This window comes from Nonomuraea sp. NPDC052634, from assembly GCF_040678535.1.
Taxonomy (GTDB): Bacteria; Actinomycetota; Actinomycetes; order Streptosporangiales; family Streptosporangiaceae; genus Nonomuraea; species Nonomuraea fastidiosa.
The window spans coordinates 40,797-58,610 of the sequence record NZ_JBFATY010000002.1 but is presented as its reverse complement, the minus strand read 5'-3'; the positions used below and the strand labels follow the sequence as shown (position 1 = coordinate 58,610).

At 71.2% G+C, this 17,814-nt stretch carries 17 protein-coding genes and 1 pseudogene; 10 read left to right on the top strand and 8 right to left on the bottom strand.

Annotated features, from left to right (window positions below; genetic code table 11):
• Positions 1-2 precede the first annotated feature (2 nt).
• Positions 3-950, bottom strand: a complete 948-nt coding sequence (locus AB0K67_RS12950; RefSeq protein ID WP_364057800.1) for a mechanosensitive ion channel family protein — start codon at positions 948-950, stop codon at positions 3-5.
• A gap of 509 nt (positions 951-1,459) precedes the next feature.
• Positions 1,460-1,744 (bottom strand): hypothetical protein, encoded by a 285-nt coding sequence (locus tag AB0K67_RS12945; RefSeq protein WP_364057797.1) that lies wholly within the window; start codon positions 1,742-1,744, stop codon positions 1,460-1,462.
• 453 nt (positions 1,745-2,197) lie between these two features.
• Between AB0K67_RS12945 and AB0K67_RS12940 the strand changes: the two genes are divergently transcribed.
• The 6 genes from AB0K67_RS12940 (at position 2,198) to AB0K67_RS12915 (ending at position 9,150) form a co-directional block, all read left to right on the top strand.
• A complete protein-coding gene (locus tag AB0K67_RS12940) occupies positions 2,198-3,559 on the top strand; it encodes an XRE family transcriptional regulator (RefSeq protein ID WP_364057794.1) in 1,362 nt (453 codons plus the stop codon).
• Positions 3,556-4,044 carry a GNAT family N-acetyltransferase gene (locus AB0K67_RS12935; protein ID WP_364057791.1) on the top strand — a complete coding sequence of 163 codons (489 nt, stop codon included), beginning with the start codon at positions 3,556-3,558 and terminating at the stop codon, positions 4,042-4,044. Before AB0K67_RS12940 ends, AB0K67_RS12935 begins: the two co-directional genes overlap by 4 nt.
• 302 nt (positions 4,045-4,346) lie before the next feature.
• On the top strand, positions 4,347-5,603 hold the full coding sequence (locus AB0K67_RS12930) for a DMT family transporter (RefSeq protein WP_364057788.1): 1,257 nt from the start codon (positions 4,347-4,349) through the stop codon (positions 5,601-5,603).
• A 200-nt stretch (positions 5,604-5,803) separates the two neighbouring features.
• The gene (locus AB0K67_RS12925; RefSeq protein WP_364057785.1) at positions 5,804-7,510 is read left to right on the top strand and encodes a tetratricopeptide repeat protein; all 1,707 of its coding nucleotides are present in this window, start codon (positions 5,804-5,806) and stop codon (positions 7,508-7,510) included.
• A gap of 332 nt (positions 7,511-7,842) precedes the next feature.
• The gene (locus AB0K67_RS12920) at positions 7,843-8,295 is read left to right on the top strand and encodes a hypothetical protein (protein WP_364057782.1); all 453 of its coding nucleotides are present in this window, start codon (positions 7,843-7,845) and stop codon (positions 8,293-8,295) included.
• 75 nt (positions 8,296-8,370) lie between these two features.
• Complete coding sequence (locus tag AB0K67_RS12915) at positions 8,371-9,150, top strand: hypothetical protein (RefSeq protein ID WP_364057779.1); 780 nt, start codon at positions 8,371-8,373, stop codon at positions 9,148-9,150.
• Positions 9,151-9,310: 160 nt separating this feature from the next.
• Here AB0K67_RS12915 and AB0K67_RS12910 read toward each other — a convergent pair whose 3' ends face one another.
• The 4 genes from AB0K67_RS12910 to AB0K67_RS12895 all read right to left on the bottom strand — a co-directional run bounded on the left by AB0K67_RS12910 (position 9,311) and on the right by AB0K67_RS12895 (position 11,736).
• Positions 9,311-9,760, bottom strand: a complete 450-nt coding sequence (locus tag AB0K67_RS12910; RefSeq protein WP_364057776.1) for an NUDIX domain-containing protein — start codon at positions 9,758-9,760, stop codon at positions 9,311-9,313.
• Positions 9,757-10,101, bottom strand: a complete 345-nt coding sequence (locus AB0K67_RS12905) for an ArsR family transcriptional regulator (protein WP_364057773.1) — start codon at positions 10,099-10,101, stop codon at positions 9,757-9,759. Before AB0K67_RS12905 ends, AB0K67_RS12910 begins: the two co-directional genes overlap by 4 nt.
• A gap of 26 nt (positions 10,102-10,127) precedes the next feature.
• Complete coding sequence (locus AB0K67_RS12900) at positions 10,128-10,718, bottom strand: DUF47 family protein (RefSeq protein ID WP_364057770.1); 591 nt, start codon at positions 10,716-10,718, stop codon at positions 10,128-10,130.
• 67 nt (positions 10,719-10,785) lie between these two features.
• Complete coding sequence (locus tag AB0K67_RS12895; RefSeq protein ID WP_364057767.1) at positions 10,786-11,736, bottom strand: inorganic phosphate transporter; 951 nt, start codon at positions 11,734-11,736, stop codon at positions 10,786-10,788.
• A 216-nt stretch (positions 11,737-11,952) separates the two neighbouring features.
• Between AB0K67_RS12895 and purU the strand changes: the two genes are divergently transcribed.
• Positions 11,953-12,807: a formyltetrahydrofolate deformylase gene (gene purU / locus AB0K67_RS12890; protein WP_364057764.1), complete on the top strand. Its 855-nt coding sequence runs from the start codon at positions 11,953-11,955 to the stop codon at positions 12,805-12,807.
• 38 nt (positions 12,808-12,845) lie between these two features.
• Here the strand turns inward: purU and AB0K67_RS12885 are convergent, their stop codons facing one another.
• Positions 12,846-14,903 (bottom strand): prolyl oligopeptidase family serine peptidase, encoded by a 2,058-nt coding sequence (locus tag AB0K67_RS12885; protein ID WP_364057761.1) that lies wholly within the window; start codon positions 14,901-14,903, stop codon positions 12,846-12,848.
• Between the two features lie 285 nt (positions 14,904-15,188).
• Between AB0K67_RS12885 and AB0K67_RS12880 the strand changes: the two genes are divergently transcribed.
• Genes AB0K67_RS12880 through AB0K67_RS12870 form a run of 3 tightly spaced genes read left to right on the top strand, consistent with a single transcriptional unit; the run spans position 15,189 to position 16,770 of the window.
• Complete coding sequence (locus AB0K67_RS12880) at positions 15,189-15,695, top strand: HNH endonuclease (protein ID WP_364057758.1); 507 nt, start codon at positions 15,189-15,191, stop codon at positions 15,693-15,695.
• Positions 15,696-15,750: 55 nt separating this feature from the next.
• A complete protein-coding gene (locus tag AB0K67_RS12875; protein ID WP_364057755.1) occupies positions 15,751-16,548 on the top strand; it encodes a GNAT family N-acetyltransferase in 798 nt (265 codons plus the stop codon).
• Positions 16,549-16,566: 18 nt separating this feature from the next.
• Positions 16,567-16,770 carry a zinc ribbon domain-containing protein gene (locus AB0K67_RS12870; RefSeq protein WP_364059533.1) on the top strand — a complete coding sequence of 68 codons (204 nt, stop codon included), beginning with the start codon at positions 16,567-16,569 and terminating at the stop codon, positions 16,768-16,770.
• A 225-nt stretch (positions 16,771-16,995) separates the two neighbouring features.
• Here AB0K67_RS12870 and AB0K67_RS12865 read toward each other — a convergent pair.
• Positions 16,996-17,442 (bottom strand): annotated as a pseudogene (locus AB0K67_RS12865) (serine hydrolase); the annotation flags it as partial.
• Between the last annotated feature and the right edge of the window lie 372 nt (positions 17,443-17,814).

Genomic DNA, 17,814 nt, shown 5'->3' with positions numbered 1-17,814 from the left:
GCTTAGGCGCTGCCTACAAGCTGGATGCCCGCCGTGTCGAGCGCCTGCTTGACCCGCAGCCTCATCTCGCGCGCCACCTCGGACTGCGCGGCCGGCAGCGTCTTGGTGGTGATGCGGAACACCAGCGAGCTGTCGGAGAGCTGCTCCACGCCGAACACCTGCGGCTGCTCCACGATCTTGGCCTCGCGCAGCTCGGGGTCGGCCCACATCTCCTCGGCCACCTGCTCGAGCAGCACCTTGACGCCCACCACGTCGGCGTCGTACGGCACCGGCACGTCCATGTACGCCCGGGACCAGCCCTGCGACTCGTTGCCGACCCGGGTGATCGTGCCGTTGCGGATGTACCACACCCGCCCGTCGGCGTCGCGCAGCCGGGTGATCCGCAGCGTGACCGCCTCGACCGTGCCCACGGCGGGGCCCGCGTCGATCACGTCGCCGACGCCGTACTGGTCTTCGAGCAGCATGAACATGCCGGCGATGAAGTCCTTGACCAGCTCCTGGGCGCCGAAGCCGACCGCCACGCCCACGATGCCGACGCTGGTGAGCAGCGGGGCGATCGGGATGGTGAGCCGGTCGAGCACCGTCAGCACCGCGGTGCCGAGCACCACGACCGACGCGACGTGCTTGAGAATCGAGCCCATCGTCTCGGCGCGCTGCCTGCGCCGCTCGTGCAGCAGCGCGTCGATGCCGTCTGTCGCCGCTCCTCTGCGGAACCTGCTCGTGAGCGAGCCGCCCGTGGCCGCCCGGTTGACCACCTTGGTGATGATCCGGTGCGCGATGTTCCGCACCACGAAGGCGAGCACGAGGATGAGGACGATGGTTATCGCGTTGGACACCAGCGGCGCCCAAGGCTCGTTGCCGAACACCTTGACCAGCGTAGAGCAAAGGATGGTGTCGCTTTGGCAGACGGCCGACATCTGCGTGGTGATCTGGTCGACGTCGGGCAGCAACGATGGAGACGGCGACGTCGGCTGTGGCGACGGCGTCACCAGCAGTAACACTATGGTGGATCCCCCTCCGGAAGCGGAACGGCCGACTCTTTGGACCGTTTCGATCCAAAAATACAGCCGGCCGAACCGCCCGCCGTCACATCACGCCGGGGAAGACGGGGTCGCCGGCTCTCTGGGCCGCGGAGGGAGAGAGACGGCGCTCCGATGACGGACGGCTCGGACGGGACACGCACCCGGAAGCGTGTCCCGAGCCGGTTCCGGGAGGGATCCCCCGGACACCCGCCCGGCTGCGCGGACGGGTGGCTCGTGGTGCGGCCTGTACGGCCGGCCGGAACCGGCGGGGTGACCAGAGGCCCGGTACGCCGGCGCCCCTCCGCACCGGCCACCCCGCCGGCTCCCAGGAGCCGCCGTGGGTCGCGGTGAGCCGCGGTGGCTGCGCTCCACCCGGTTCACCGCCGTGTGCCGTGACGAGCCGCGGTGGCTGCGCTCCACCCGGGTCGCCACGTCGTTCACTCACCCGCGACGGCGAGCACGCGGGCGACCTTGTTCGCCGCACCGGCCGGATCGTCGGCCGTGTGCATCCGGTCGCCCCAGGACCAGCAGTACCACCAGGACGAGGCCTCCGAGACGGCGGCCGGTCGGCACGTGACGTTCTCGGACAGGCTCGTGGCGTCCGGGTTGATCACCCGGACGAAGGTGCGCCCGCTCTGGGTCCGGACCACTCGTGCGAGCAGACCGCGAGCACCGAGCTCGGTCACCAGACGCTCAAGGTGCTCGAAGTTGTCGTCCCCCACCGTTCGTCCCTCCCTTGGGATTCCTAGCCGGTGCGCCAAACATGGCCCAAGTCAGGGGATTGCGCAACGGCGCTATTCGTTCACGGGGAGTCGCTTCTCACTCATGGGTTGTAAGAAACAGTCCTCGGGAGGACGATCCTTAACCGTAGGCTCCCTATCGGCGTTTCCCATCCCGCCGTCATTGCTTCATAGTCATGGGTAGGCGTACAGCGACTCAAGGGCTACGCTGAGTCACCAGTTGCGGACCGGTCGAGACTTGCGTGAGAGGGGCCGGGGATGTCCGGCAGACAGCACCGAGAGACTGAGATCGCTCGGCGGATCAGGGCCAGGGGCCTCGCCGCGGGGCGCACCACGGCCCAGATAGCCGATGAGATCCATGAGGCGTGCACTGCGCAGTTCAGCACGACCCGCATCAAGGCGCATCGTCTGGCGTACGGCATTGCGCTCGCCGACGTGATCGAACAGGTGCGCGCCCTGTTCGAACGCGACAACAAGCCGATGCCCGGCATCGGCGAGACGCTGCTGTCGGCGTACGAGAGCGGCTTGAAACGCCCCGGCCCCGAATACCTGCACTATCTGTGCACCGTCTATCGCGTCGAGCCGCTCGCCCTCGGCTACGACGCGCCCTGCATCTGCGGCCACAGCCACCGCGCCCCGAGCGCCGGCATCGAGATCAAGGAGCGCTGCGGGCAGCAGGAGCGCGACCTGACGATCAAGCCGATGGACCCTGAGCCCGACGCGGAGGAGGACGAGAACATCCTCCGGCGCACCCTTTTAAACCTGCTCAACAACGACAGCAAGGGCGTGGAGCTCGACGGGCCGGTGCTGGGGGCGTGCGAGGGCATCCGGCGCAGGATGGACGAGACGCTGGTCTCGGCCACCGTCTCGGCCGCGATGCTCGACCAGTGGGAGGAGGCGACGGTCAGCTTCGGCCGCCAGTACACGACGACGGCGCCGCTGCGGCTGCTGTGCGACGTGCTGCTCGAGCTGAGCGCCGTGCGCACGGCGATGTCCCGCCGCCAGCCGATCGACCTGCAGGAGCGGCTGTGCAGGATGGCCGCCCAGCTCGCCGGCCTGAGCGGGATGATCCTCATCAACCTCGGCGATCACCGGCTGGCCCGCTCGTTCTTCCGCACCGGGCGCACCGCCGCCGACGAGACCGGCGACCGCGCGCTGCGGGCGTGGATCTGCGCTCGCGAGTCGCTCGTCCCCCTCTACTTCGGCGACGCCCGCGAGGCGCTCAACCTCGCGAAGAAGAGCCGCGACATGGCGGGCTCCATGCCGTGCCCCGCGCAGGCCATGGCGCCGGTCGTCGAGGCCAGGGCGCTGGCCGCGATGGCCGCGGGCGAGAACAAGAAGGAGATCGTCGATCAGGCCAAGCGCGCGCTGGCGCGGGCGCGCAACGCGTTCGCCCACATGAAGGCCGAAGACCGCGAGGACGTCGCCTTCGGCTACACCGAAAAGCAGCTCTACTTCTATCAGGGCGACGTGCTCACCAAGCTCGGCCAGACGATCGAGGCGGAGGTCGTGCTCGGCCAGGCGCTCACCAAGTACGAAGACCACATCCTCGACCAGACGCTGATCAGGCTCGACCAGGCCCAGTGCAAGCTGATCGACGGCGAGCTGGGGGAGGCGGTGGCCATCGGCACCCGCGCGCTCAGCCTGGTCGGCGACGAATACTTCACCGACCTCATCGTCCGTCCTGCGCTCGCGCTCGGAGAGGCGCTCAAGGCGGCCGGCGCGCCAGGGGTGGACGAGTACTTCGCGCAGCTTCGACGACCCAGACAGCACCAGATGCAAGGGGGCGATAAATGAAGCTGAGGATCAGGCGCTATCGCTGGTCCGACCTCGACACCCTGCTCGCGCTGCACCGGATCTGCCTCGCCGAGGTGGGCCTGGTGCCGGGAGACGGCGTCTACTACGAAGACGACTTCCCCCGCATCCAGGAGGTCTATCTCGCCTGCGGCGGCGACTTCCTGGTGGGCGAGGTGGGCTCGCGGGTCGTGGCGATGGGCGGTCTGAAACCCATCGACACCTCCACGGCCGAGGTCTGCCGGCTGCGCGTGCATCCCGAATATCAACGGCGCGGTTACGGCGCGGCCATGCTCGCCGCGATCGAGCGGCGCGCCGTCGAGCTCGGCTTCCAGCGGGTGCGCGGTGACACCACGCTGAATCAGGAGGCCGCGCTGGCGCTCTATCAGCGCCGGGGCTGGCGCGAGCTCTCCCGCGAGCGGGTCGGTGAACACACCGTGATCTACGGAGAGAAACGGCTCGTCCCGCGTACCGTAATGGAAAGCTGAACAGCCCCGCTCACATACGACCCCAAACACCCCCTCCTGGGGTCGCCACCTCTGCTTTTCCCGGTGACCATTTCCGGGTCTCCCGGCGTGACATGCCCGCCGGTTCCTTTTAAGGCCGTTCCGCGGCCCCGCCCGACCGGGCCCGATATCTGAGCGGAACGTGTCCGAGACGCCCCCTTCAGCCCTCACGGATGAGGTTGTACGAACCCGCGGGTGAGGCTCTTACCACCGAGGTGTAAGCAACCCTCACCGGCTGCGCCCTGTACATCTGACGTCGCGATTAGTAGTGCCATGCTTTTGCCATGGCAGTCTTGCCCGCTCCCCGCCCCCTACTGGGAGCCGCGCTTCTCTTGTTCGTCAGCGCCGCCTGGGGGTCGGCGTTCCCGCTGATGAAAGATCTCATCCCCCGTTTACCGGTGGAGGATCTGCTCGCCGAGCGGTATCTCATCGCGGGTTTCACGCTGATCGTCATCAGGCCGCGCGGCCTTCGGGGGATGTCGCGCCGCTCCTGGTTTCACGGCGTGATCCTGGGGGTCTTGTTCGGGGTGGGGCAGACGGCGCAGGCCATGGCGCTCAACGACCTGCCGTCCGCGGTGTCGGGGTTCGCCGTGGGGTGCAGCGTGGTCATCACGCCGCTGCTGTCGCTGGTGCTCTTCCGCCAGCGGGTGCCGCGGCGCATCTGGGCGGGGGTGGCGCTCGCACTGGCCGGCATGGGGGTGTTCACGCTCGTACGCGGCATGGACGCCGACGACATGTCCGTGTCCGCGCTGGGGGTCACGCTCCTCGCCGCCGCTCTCTACTCGGGTCACACGCTCTTTCTCGCCCATCTGTCCAAGCGGCCGTCCGGCTTTCCCGCGTACGGTCTGACCACCGTCCAGCTGCTCACCATCGGGGTGCTGACCGGTGGTTTCGCCGTACGCGACGGGGTCAGCCTGCCGGGCGGCCTGACCGACTGGCTGATCCTCGCCCACCTGTCGGTGGTGTCGTGCGCGCTGGGCTTTCTCGCCCGCTCGTACGGGCAGGCCCACGTGCCCGCGATGCCGAGCCAGATTCTCATGTCCACGCAGCCCGTCTGGGTGGCCGCGATCGCGGTCATCTGGTTCGACGAGCCGATGGGCTGGGGGATGGTGCTCGGCGGCGTGCTGATGGGCGGGGCGACGCTGCTCGCGCTGCCCAGGCCCGCAGGGTCGCCGCCGCCGGAGGAGCGGCGCCGCCGCCACCTGCTCTCGGTCGCCCGCAGGGCCGCTCACGTGCTGGCCGAGCACCGCGTCAAGCGCGAGGACCGGCTGCGGCTCAAGAGCGGGCCGGTGCCGTACATCAACAGCGGCGCCTGCACGGACGTCGCGTCGTGCCCCTGGCGGACCCGCTCGCTCAAGGGCGGCGCGGAGCCCAGCCTGGAGCGCCTGCTCGACCGGGCCACCCGCATCGTGCGGGCCAAGAGCTCGCCGGGGCCGGGATGCTGCCAATCGATCACGCTGCTGGGACGGTGCCTGTGCGATCTCATGGAGGATTCCGAGCGGTCTCATACCACACGATTGCAGCGCTGGTTTCGCTCCTAATGGGTTACATATACCATTCGAAAGGCAAGTGCATTTTATCCATTAGCCTCCCACTTAATTCGGATAAATCTTGCTATTCGGTGGGGTGTCCCAATAATGGGTGATTAACCCCGAGTGGAGAGGCACGCCATGAAGCGCATCGTCGTCCGCAAGCCTGGTACCGCGAGGCTCGCAGGGACCTCCAGCGTCATTCACAAGGGGTGACTGAGGAGAGGTCCCACCTCAAGGTCGAGGGCGGACCACCCGCCCAGAACGGGGCCGCGCGGCTGCTGATGCCGATGATCGACGCGCATCGCAGGCCGCGCGGCCCCTACACCTTGGCCGCCGCCCTCCTCGGCCACCTGGTGCCGGCGGCACTGCGGGACGCTCCAGAACTGGTGGCCGCGCACGACATCGAGATCCTGGCCGCCGCGCCCGAGCTGGCCGGCGACGTGCCCGTGCGGCGCGGCACGATCGACGCCGGGCTCTCCGACGAGGAACGCATCCTCGTGCCCGCACCCCGCCGCACGCTGCGGCTGGCCAACGGGATCGCCGAGTTCGTCCGCGACGCCGTGCCGCCCGGGTCGGCCATCGCCGTGTGCAACGCGGCCGCCGCCGACCCCACCGACGCCGAGCTGCTCGACGTGCTGATGCGGCGCGTACCGCCCGGCATCCTGGCGATCACCGTCTACTCCGGCGGCCCCGAACCCCCGCCGGGGCCCAGCGACCCCGAGGAGCTGTGGCCGCTCGTCGATCGCTGCATGCGCGAAGGGTTCCTGCACGCGGCCATCGAGCTGGGCCGGCTGGGCATGGCGCGCACGGAGGCGGGCGGATCCCGCTGGTGGGACTTCGCCCAGCGCACCGCCACCGCGCTCGGCGGGCTCGGGCGCACCGACGAGGCCCGCGCGCTCTGGGACCGCGTACGCGTGGCCGGCCAGGACCCCGCCATGCACGCCGCGGCCGCGTACGGCACCGCCATGCTCGACGCCCGCCACCCCGACCCCGCCCGGCGCGACCTCACCCGCGCCCGCGCCTGGATCAACCTCGCCATCGCCATCTCCGGCCTGCTGCCCGACCCCGCAGAGCGCGCCTTCAAGCTCGGCTTCGACCGCAACGGCCTGGCGCTCGTCGAGCTGCGCGAAGGCCGGATCGACGCCGCGCTGTCCCTCGTCGAATCCGCCATCGAGCTGGCCCGCGAGCTCGGCGCCCGGCACCCCGTACACCGGATGGTGCTGCTGGCCAACCGCGCCCAGTTACTGGCCGCTCAGGGGCGCCACAAGGAGGCCCTGGAGGACTACGCGGCCGCGATCGCTCTCGACCCCGGCTTCCCCGACTACTACCTGGAACGCGGCAACCTGCTCTTCCGGCTCGGGCGGCATGAGGAGGCGCTGGCCGACTTCGAACAGGCCATCGCCGCCGGGCCGCCGCTGCCCGAGGCGTACTACAACCGGGCGGAGCTGCGTACCGTGCGGGGCGACATCGACGGAGCCCTCGCCGACCTGACCCGCGTGATCGAGCTCGACCCCGGCTACCTGGACGCCTACATCAACCGCGCCGGGCTGCTCGCCGCGCTCGACCGCGACGACGCGGCCAGGGCGGACGTCGAAGCCGGGCTCGCCCTCGCACCCGGCAACCCGCACCTGCTCACCGTGCTCGGCCAGCTGGAGACCGCCGCCGGCCGCTTCCCCGAGGCCGCCGCCGCCCTCGGCCTCGCCGTGGAACACGCCCCCGACCTGGCCGCGGCCTGGGGCAACCGTGGCATCCTGCGCTACGCGACCGGCGACCTGGAAGGCGCCCTCGCCGACCTCACCCAGGCCATCACCCTCGACCCTCAGCCCGACCTGTACACCGACCGCGCCATCGTCTTACGCGCCATGGGCCGCCACCCCGAGGCCGCCGCCGACGACCACCGCGCCGCCGCACTGTGACGCCGCCCACGCGTTGACTCGCCGGCAAGGCACGGACCGGAGGCCGCGCCGTGCGCCCACCGCGCTTGCCTGCCCGACATCGCCTCGCGCCGCCCGCCCTCGCCGCGCCTGGGCGACGTCGTCTCGCGCCTGCGGTCGCCTTTCCGCCCTTGTCCGCGAGACCGTTGGCGCGATCCTGTCCGCGCCCGGCGGGGCGGCCCTGCACGGCACCGAGCCCATCGCATCCGTGGGGCGCAGGCGGGGAGGGCCGTCGCCGATTCACCCGTTCTCATGTCCCGCCCCGCTCGGCGTGGGCAGGGCGGCGCGTTCTGCGTGGTGGGAGCATGTAGGGCATGGGGCGGCGAATCGGGCGGGGTGCCGCGGTGTGCGGGGCGCTCGGCGCGTGGTGGTGGGCGAGCGTGCGGCTGGCCTGGGCGGGCGTCGGGTGCGGGGACTGGGGGTGCCTGGTTCCGGCCATCGGCGTGGTCGCCGCCATCAGCCTGGCGCTGCTGGCCGTCGCGGCGTACGCGCTGGACGGGGCGGACGTGCGCCCCGGACGGCGGGTGGCGCTGGTCGCGGCGGGGATGTACGTGGTGTTCAGGCTCGCGGCGGAGCCTTTGCCGTCGTGGACGTCCACGCTCGCGCACCTGGCGGCCACCGGTGCGATGTTCGCCGGGGCGGGTGCGCTGGCGGCGTACGTGACGGAGCCCCGGACGTCGCGTGGAGGGCGGATCGCCGCGATCGCGGGAGTCATCGCGCTGCTTCCCGCCGCTCTGGCGATCACCCTCACCCTGTACGACCTGTGACGAACCCTCTTATCCGTGTACGGCCGACGGCCCGGATGGCGCGGGGCGGGCGGCCGGTGGGTCTACGGTTGGGGCGTGAGCTTCAACGAGTTGCTCGACGACCTCGACCAGAGCGCCGGAGCCCAGGCGGCGGGCATCAGGCGCGGCTACGGCGGGCCGCCCGCCCGTACGGTCGAGGTCAGCTCGGGCTTGACCAGGCTGCGCTGCGCCTCCCTGCTCAAGCCCCTGTACGCGTGGGTGGCGGCCGGCCGCATCGCCGACGCCGAGCGGTGGCGCCGGCATGCCGAGCCCGCGGTGGTCGTCTCGTCCAACGCCGACACGCTCGCCCTGTGGCTGTCGGTCGGGCCCCGCGTCATCCTCGACGACCTGTACGAGCGCACCGGCGTGCGCTGGAGGCCGCCCAACGGCGACCCGTCGCGGTTCGGCTCGGTCGAGGTCGCGGCCGGCGAGGTGGCCGCCGCGTACGCGGTGCTCGCCCAGGCCGCCGCGACCGGCGACCCGGTGGCGGCCGCGGTGCTGGGCTGGATGACGGAGGTGCCGGAGTCGCAGACGTTCGGGGCGCGCCAGGCGGTGGGCAGTGCGGATGCCGCGGTCAAGTGCGGCTGGTACGGCGGCCCCGACGAGACGTGCCTGCGTACGCACGCGGTGGCGGTCGTGCCGCAAGGAGGCACGAGGGTGAGCGTGGTCGTGGCCATGACCGCGCTGCCCTACACCGACCCGTACGAGCGCGAGGTCTACCGCGAGCGGGTCAACACCGGCATGTCCGTGGAGGACCGGCACGAGAAGCTGGCGGGCGAGCTGCTGCGCGGCCTCATGACGCGGACGATGACCGAACTGGGCCACACCGAGCGCTGAGCGTCGAGCCGCGGCCGCCCCGAGCGCCCAGCCCGGAGCCGGGTCAGGCCGGACGCTGAGCGGTGAGTCAGGTTGCGTTGAGCGTGGGGTCAGGTCGAGCGCTGAGCGCGGGGTCAGGTCGGGCGCTGATCGGGGAGCCAGGTCGACGTTGAGCGTGAGGTCAGGCCGGGCGCTGAGCCCGCTTCAGCTCCTCGATGATCTGCGCGAGCTCCGGCGGGTCGACGCCCTCCGGCAGCTCCTCGGCCCACACATGGCCGCGGAAACCGGCGACCTCCTCGTCGGTCAGCGCACTGGGCACCACGGCGGGCCTGGCCTCGTCGAAGCGGGCGAGGTAGAACGGCTCGCGCCGCACGTACCGTACGCCGAGCCAGGTGAAGTCGCGATCGATCTCCACCATGTGCTCCGACACCGCCGCGCCGGGCAGCCCGGTCTCCTCGGTCAGCTCACGCTTGGCGGCCTCCAGCGGGCTCTCGCCGGGTTCGAGCCGGCCGCCGGGCGGCTCGAAGATGTCGATGCCGGCGATCCAGTCGTACCAGTGCATCAGCAGCACCCGGCCGTCGCGGTCGAGGCAGACGACGCGGGCGGCGGGGGTGTCCTGGACCTCGGTCATGCGTCCTCGGCGATCACGAGCGCGAGCAGCCCGGGGAAGCGCTCGTCGAACTCGGCGCGGCGCAGCCGGTTGAGGCGGCGCGCGCCCTCGTCGCGCTGCTCCAGCAGCCCGACGTTGCGCAGGACCGAGAAGTGGTGGCTGAGCGTGGACTTGGCGACGGGCAGGTGGTTGAACGTGCCGCAGGCCCGCTCCCAGTCGGGCACCTCGGCCAGCTCGCGCACGATGCGGCGGCGGATCGGGTCGGCGAGCGCCTCGAGGGCGGCCTGGAGCGTGACCTCGGCGGGCGCGGTGTGGGTGAGCCCGCGGGCCCTGCTCGACGTGGTACGCACGTTCTGTTCCATCTCAGTCGAACATCCTACCTGCGGGTTCACCGCTTCATGGCCCCGTCGGCGATCGCGTCGGCCGCCTCGCCGATGGCCACGCCCACGATCTCCAGCCGCCGCACCAGCTCCCGTTCCTTCATGGCCTCGGCGGACAGCTCGCCGGAGAAGATGCGGGAGATCTCGTACTGGTACATGCGCCGGATGGCGCCGCCCGCCTTCTTCGCCTCCAGCGCGTCCTGGGCGACCACCGAGGGCCGGGAGGTGAGGTTGCGCACGGCGTTCTCCAGGGCGTCGATGCCGACGATGACCTGGTCGAGCAGCGGCGTGAAGCGGATCTGGTCGGGCACCCGGTACAGGTGGGACTCGCGGACGAAGTCGCGCAACGAGTCGAGCACGTCGTCGATCGAGCGCGAGAGCCGGAACAGGTCCTCGCGGTCGATGGGGGTGACGAGGGCGGTCTTGAGCTCGTCGATGAGGCGGGCCCGCTCCTCGTCGCCGAGGTGCTCGATCGAGCGCATCTGCTCGTGCGCGCCCGTTCTGCCGACCTCTCCGCCGATCATGGCCATGGCCAGCCACGCGCCCTCTTTCGTGGCCTCGAGCTGGCCGAGCAGCGCCTCGGACAGCGCGCTGTCCATGCGCCCTGTCATGAGGTCCCGGATCCGCCTCAGTCGTTTCACGTACGCACCCCCACTAACGAGATCGTCACGACAGCCTCACGCCCGCGAATCCCTTCACCAGTAGTGCGAGGCCCCATCCCAGGAGCCCGCTGGCCGGCAACGTCAGCAGCCAGGCCGCCGCGATCTTGCTCGCGGCGTACCAGCGGACCCGCCCGCCGCCTTGCGCGACGCCCGCGCCGATGAGCGCACCGGCGATGGCCTGGGTCATGCTCACCGGCATGCCGGCCGCCGCGGACGCGATCACGGCCGTGCCGGCCGACAGCTCGGCGGCGACGCCGTGCGGGGGCCGCGAGACGATGATCTCGCGGCTGAGCGTGCGGCCGCCCCTGGGCAGCCCGTACATGGTGCCGATGCCGAACAGCAGCGCGACCAGCACCGTGTACTGGACGGGCGCCCCCGTGAACCCGGCCGCGACCATGAACACGGCCAGCATCTTCTGGGCGTCGTTGGCCGCGTACGCCAGCGTCTGCAGCAGGAACCCGGCCCAGTGCCAGCGCCACAGGCCCCTGGCGGTGGTGGCGGCGACCAGCACCCGGATGAGCACCCACGCCAGCAGCCCGCCGACGAAGGGCGCCGCGATGCCGAACGCCAGCACCAGCGCGACCGACCCGCCGGAGACCGGCAGGCCCCAGCCGAGCCCGGCCCCGGTGAGCCCGCCGACCACGGCCAGCGTCAGGCTGGTCGGGCGGCCTTTCGCGCTGAGCACGGTCACCACGATCAGCGCGGCCACGACCGCGATCGTCATCGCGGCGCGCCCGCCGGGGTCGTCGAAGGAGGCCAGCCGGTTGACGAACGTCAGCGCCACCTGGTGGGTGAGCAGCGGCACGGTGGCCACCGCGACGACGAGCACGGCGACCCCGGTCACCGGCCGCACGGTGGGCAGTTTGAGCCCCGTCGCGACCAGCGCACCGCCGTCGTTGACCCCTGAAATCACGGCGAACAGACAGGCCACCACGATCAGTACGACGGCGTCCAAGGAAACGTGCTCCATCTCCGCCCCGCCGGCCTGCGACGAGGCAATTCACGCCACCTACGGTATCGGTCCAGGTTTCAACCGACTTAACTACCCTGGAACAGAACCAACAGCATCACTGCCTCGGGACTTCCCGGGTACCCTCGACGGTGACCGCCCAGCCCGGAGGATCTGACGCTCGGGGGCGGCCCATTGTTCGAAGTCCGCGAGAGTGAAGGCATGACCAGCCCCGCCGAATACATCCTGACGCTGTCCTGTCCCGACCGGCCCGGCGTCGTGGCCGCCGTCTCCGGCCTGCTCGCCGGACACGGTTGCAACATCATCGAGAGCCAGCAGTTCGGCGACAGGGTGGGGCAGCGCTTCTTCATGCGCGTGCAGTTCTCGGCGCCGCTGGGCGAGGACGAGCTCAACGCCGCTTTCGCCGCGCTCGCGCCCGACTTCGCGATGGAGTTCACGGTCCGCGACGTGGCCAGGAGGCCGCGCGTGATGATCATGGTGAGCAAGTTCGGCCACTGCCTCAACGACCTGCTCTACCGGGTACGGTCCGGGACGCTCGGCATCGAGATCGTCGCCGTCGTCTCCAACCACCCTGACCTGCGGCCGCTCACCCAGTCGTACGGCATCGACTACCACCACCTGCCGGTCACCCCCGAGACCAAGCCCAAGCAGGAGGCCGAGGTGATGGCGCTGGTCGAGCACTACCAGGTCGATCTGGTGGTGCTGGCCCGCTACATGCAGGTGCTGTCGGAGGAGCTCTGCGAGAAGCTGGCGGGGCGGGCCATCAACATCCACCACTCGTTCCTGCCGTCGTTCAAGGGCGCCAAGCCCTACCACCAGGCCCACAACCGCGGCGTCAAGCTCATCGGCGCGACCGCCCACTACGTGACCGCCGACCTCGACGAGGGCCCGATCATCGAGCAGGAGGTGGTCAGGGTCAACCACAGCCACTCGCCCGAGGACCTGGTGGCGATGGGGCGCGACGTCGAGTGCCTGACGCTGGCCAGGGCGGTCAAGTGGCACGCCGAGCAGCGGGTGCTGCTCGACGGCCACAAGACGATCGTCTTCCCGCGCTAGGACCGGTACGTCCTGGAGCCCGGCCCTTGAGCTCGGTTCTATAGCCCGGTGTGCCGGGCGAGGAAGGTCAGCGTGTCGGCCCACAGGTCCGCCGACCTGCTGACCGCGCGGGCACCGTGACCCACCTCGGCCTCGTTGCGCAGCAGCACCGGCTTCCCCGAGGCGGAGGCGTGCTGCAGCGCCGCGCACATCTTCCAGGCGTGCAGCGGGTGAACCCGCGTGTCGGACTGGAAGACCGTGAACAGCGTCGCCGGATAGTCCACTCCCTCCTTGACGTGGTGGTAGGGGGAGTAACCCAGCAGCCACTGGAACTGCTCGGGGTCGTCGGCGGAGCCGTACTCGACGTTCCAGGTGGCGCCGAGTCCGAACTTCTCGTACCTGATCATGTCGAGCAGCGGCGCCGAGCAGACCACGGCCGCATACAGCTCGGGACGCTGCGTCAGCGCCGCGCCCACCAGCAGGCCGCCGTTGGAGCCGCCGGAGATGCCGAGCTGCTCCCGCGTGGTGACGCCGGTGGCGATGAGGTGCTCGGCGGCGGCGTGGAAGTCGTCGAACACGTTCTGCTTGTCGGCCAGCATGCCCGCGCGGTGCCACTCCTCGCCCTCCTCGCCGCCGCCGCGCAGGTTGGCGATGGCGTAGACGCCGCCGGCCTCCACCCAGGCCAGGATCGAGGCGGAGTAGCCGGGGGTCATGGACAGGCCGAAGCCGCCGTAGCCGTACAGGATGGTGGGCCGCGGGCCGGACGCCTCACCCGCCGGCGAGATGATCAGCATGCGGACGTCGGTGCCGTCCTTCGAGCGGTAGACCACCTGCTCGGTACGGACCGGCGGCACCTCCACCACGCCCGGCGAGGCCGCCCACAGCGTGGTCTCGCCCGTCCGCGCGTCGTAGCGCTGCACGGTGGGCGGGGTGGTGTTGTCGGTGTAGCCGAACCACGCCTCGTAGCCGCCCTCGGGACGCTCGGCGATGCCGCCGATCGTGCCGAGCCCCGGTGTCGGCACCTCGCCGATGCGCTCGCCGGTCGCCAGGTCGTGCACGGTGATCTCGCTGATGGCGTGGCGGGTCCAGCCCACCAGCATGACCGGGCGCTCCAGGTCGTCGAGGATCGCGAAGTCGGACAGCACCGCCTCGGGGTCCTCGGGGATCAGGTCGCGCCAGCTCTCGAAGCCCGGCTCGGACGGGTCGGTGACGCACACCCGGCCCCGCCGCGCCTCGCGGTCGGTGTGGATGTACAGCTTGCCGTCGCGGCCGAACACCAGCCCGGTCTGCGCGTCCACGCCCTCCTGCACGACCCGCAGCTCGGGCCGGTCGATCGGCGAGGCCATCAGGTCGGCGACCCACAGGTCGTTGCGCGGCGCGGTGCCCTCATGGGCCGAGATCTGCAGCCAGCGGCCGTCGCGGGAGACCGAGACGCCGTAGTAGTTGGTCATCTTCAGGCCCTGCCCGAAGATCATCACGTCGTCCTCGGCGGAGGTGCCGACGCGGTGCAGGTAGACACGGCGGTGGAACTGCCGCTCGTCCTCGGGCACCTCGTGCGCCGGCAGCCGGCGCACGTAGTAGAACGCCTCGCCGCCCGGCAGCCAGGCCACGGGGGAGTAGCGGCAGCGGTCGATCGGCCCCTCCACGCGCTCGCCCGTGGCGACGTCCATGACGTACAGGACCGACTCCTCGTTGCCGCCCACCGAGAGCTGGTAGGCGAGCAGCCGCCCCTCCTTGTCGGGCTGCACCGCGTCGAGCGTGGTCAGCCCCGACGGGTCGATCGCCGTCGGGTCGATCAGGGCGCGCTCGGTGCCGTCCGGCTCGACCACGTAGTAGACGGCGTGCTCCTTGTCGGGCGTACGCCGGGAGAAGAAGTAGCGATCGCCGCGCCAGGCCGGCACCCCCACAGAGCCGGACTTGAGCAGCTCGGCGATGCGGTCCTTGAACCGCTGCTCACCTCGCTCCTGGGCGTACAGCTCGGCCTGCGCGTTCAGCCACCCCTTGGTCTCGGGGCTGTCCGGGTCCTCGAGCCAGCGGTACGGGTCGGGGACGGGGGTTCCGTGCAGGATGTCGACGGTGTCTTCGCGGCGTGCGCTCGGGTACGGCTCTCGCGTCATGGACCGAACCCTACTGCCAACGGGCATGCGTAAAGTGCTGGTCGAGCGGGCATAAAACGTATCGTGCGTCCCACTGGTCATTCCAGGGTGAGATTTTTTGGGGTGGCGGGGACCGCGGTGCAAACGCCAAACTGGGTGACAGGACGGTGCCGTGGTGACCACCCGTCGGGCCGTCCGGCGGAGGTCCATTGTGACGGAAGCACGAGTGCCCCAGGAGGGGTCGATAGCCGGGACATGCCGCGGCATGTCCCCTTTGATACGCGCGCAGTACGGAGAGGCCCGATAATGCGCCAGGTCCTGCTGCTCAACGCCACCTACGAGCCCTTGACCACCTTGTCGCTGCACCGGGCGATCGTCCTGGTGCTGCGGGACAAGGCCGAGGTCGTCCACCGCGACGGCCGCGGCGCGGTGCTGCGCTCCGCGAGCCGCACGCTCGACGTGCCCTCGGTGATCAGGCTCCGCAGATATGTCCGTATCCCCTACCGTTCCCGCATTCCGCTGACCAGGGCCGCCCTCATGCGGCGCGACGACTACCGCTGCGCCTACTGCGGGCAGAAGGCCGAGACGATAGACCACGTGATCCCCCGGTCGCGAGGCGGCACCCACACGTGGGAGAACTGCGTCGCCTCGTGCACCACGTGCAACCACAGGAAGGCCGACAAGTACCTCGAGGAGCTGGGGTGGACGCTGCGCGTGCGCCCCGCGGTGCCGAGGGGCGCCCACTGGCGGCTCATCGGCGCCTCCCTCGTCGGCGACCCGCAATGGGCGCCTTACTTGGAAGCCGCCGCATAAGTCCGGCATAACACCACATTGAGGGTGGAGGCCGCGCCTGACAGCATGGTCAGGCATGTGGACCTTCACCTCGGACGTCGAGGAGTACGCCGCGGTCGCCGAGCCCTTCCTGCTCGGCGACCCGGTCCGCAATACCGTCGCGCTCACGGTGCTGGCCGCTCTGCGCGCGGGCATGCCCGCCAAGGGCGCCCGTTTCGGCTGGTGGACGGTCGACGGCGAGGTGCGCGGCGCGGTCTTCCACACGCCGCCGCATCCCGCCGGGCTCTTCGCGGTGCCCGTGGAGGCGGTCGCCCCGCTGGTGGCCGGGTTCGGCGGCGATCTGGCCGTGGCCGTCGGCCCGCTGGACGTGACCGCCGAGGTCGCCCGGCTGCTCGGCGCGCCCAAGCGGGTGGTCTCCGAGCGGCTCTACCGCCTCGGGACGCTCGCCGTGCCCGACGTCGCGGGCCGGGGCCGTCCCTGCGTGCCCGGCGACTTCCCGCTGCTGGTGAGCTGGTATCACGCCTTCGGCGAAGAGGTCGGCATGGGCGAGGGGGACGAGGTCGAGCGGGTCGCCAGGCGGCTGGCCGGCAGGGAGCTGTTCGTGTGGGAGGCCGACGGCGTTCCCGTCGCCATGGCCGCGCTCTCGCCTGCCTGTGGCGGGGTGTGCCGCATCGGGCCCGTCTACACGCCGCCGTCACGCCGCAAACGCGGTTACGGGGCCGCCGTCACGGCGTACGCCAGCCGTACGGGGAGGGACGAGCGCGGGGCCGAGGTCGTGCTCTTCGCCGACCTGGACAACCCCACCAGCAACGCCATCTACCAGGCCATCGGCTACGAACCGGTCGGCGACTACGCCCATGTCATGTACGCCTGACGCGGTTACCATGGCTGCATGCCGCGTTACGACTTCAGATGCCGCGCCTGCGGCTCCACCTTCGAGGTGTCCCGTCCGATGTCGGCCTCCGACGACCCGGCCGTCTGCCCCGAGGGCCACGACGACACGGTGAAGCTGCTGTCCACGGTCGCGATGACCGGCAGCGCCGCCGCGCCCCGAGCGGGCGGCGGCTGCTGCGGGGGCGGGTGCTGCGCCTCCTAGCCGGTCTCCCGGCCGGTTGTCACTGTGGTCCTCCGGCCGGTCGCCGCTCCGGTCCTCCGGCCGGTCACCGTTCCGGCCTCGCGGCCGGTCATCGCTGTGGTCCTGCGGCCGTGCTCCGGTCGCCGCCGGCCAGCCCGTGGCGGCGGCGACCGCCATCCTCGCCATCCGCTCGACCGTCGCGACGCCCGCCTCCATGGTGGGGCTGCGCTCCGACAGCACGGCGATGACGAGGTCGTGGCCGGCGACGATGAGCCGGCCCACGCTGTTGACCGTCCACAGCCCGCCGTGCTGCTCGGCGGGCAGCCAGCCGTTCTTGAGCGCCGCCTCGCCGCCCGCGGCCGCCGCGCTGACGCCCCACGCCTGCGACGGCTCCACCGACGACATCAGCTCCAGCGCGTAGCGGCGCGCCCGGTCGGGCAGCGGCCCACCGGGTACGAGCAGCCGCTCCAGCACCTCCACCTGCTCCGACGCCCGGCTGCGGGTGTAGCCCACCTCCGTGGCCGCGCCCGGTTCGATGTGTCTGACGCCCAGCCTGCGCAGCGTGCGGGCCAGGCCGTCCGCCCCGCCGACCGCCGCGTAGAGCTCGCGGGCGCAGTGGTTGTCGCTGTGCCGGATCATCTGCGAGACCAGGCGCCGCTCGTACGCGCTGAGCCGCCGGTCCCGCGCCCGCATCAGGAACGCCAGCAGCACGTCCACCTTGGCCACGCTGGCCAGCAGGAACGAGGCGCGCTCCCGAAAGGCGTAGCGGGCGCCCGTGGTGCGGTCGTGGACGGCCAGCGCCGCCCGGCCGGGACGCCCGCGCAGATAGCGCTCAAGCCGCCGGTCGAGGGCCCGCCACACGTCGGCGGGCGGCGCGCTCTCGGCCGGCGCCGGCGCGTGCTGGACGGGGAGGCTCGGGGGCGGCGCCGCCTCCTTGGTCCCGGCACTGCCGGGGAGGGCGAGCAGCAGGGCGGCGAACAGCGACAGCTCCCGTACGCGCATGTGCGGGAGCCTGCCAGCCGCCACTTCAACGGCCGGGACGTCGCAGGTCAAGCCCCGGCCAGA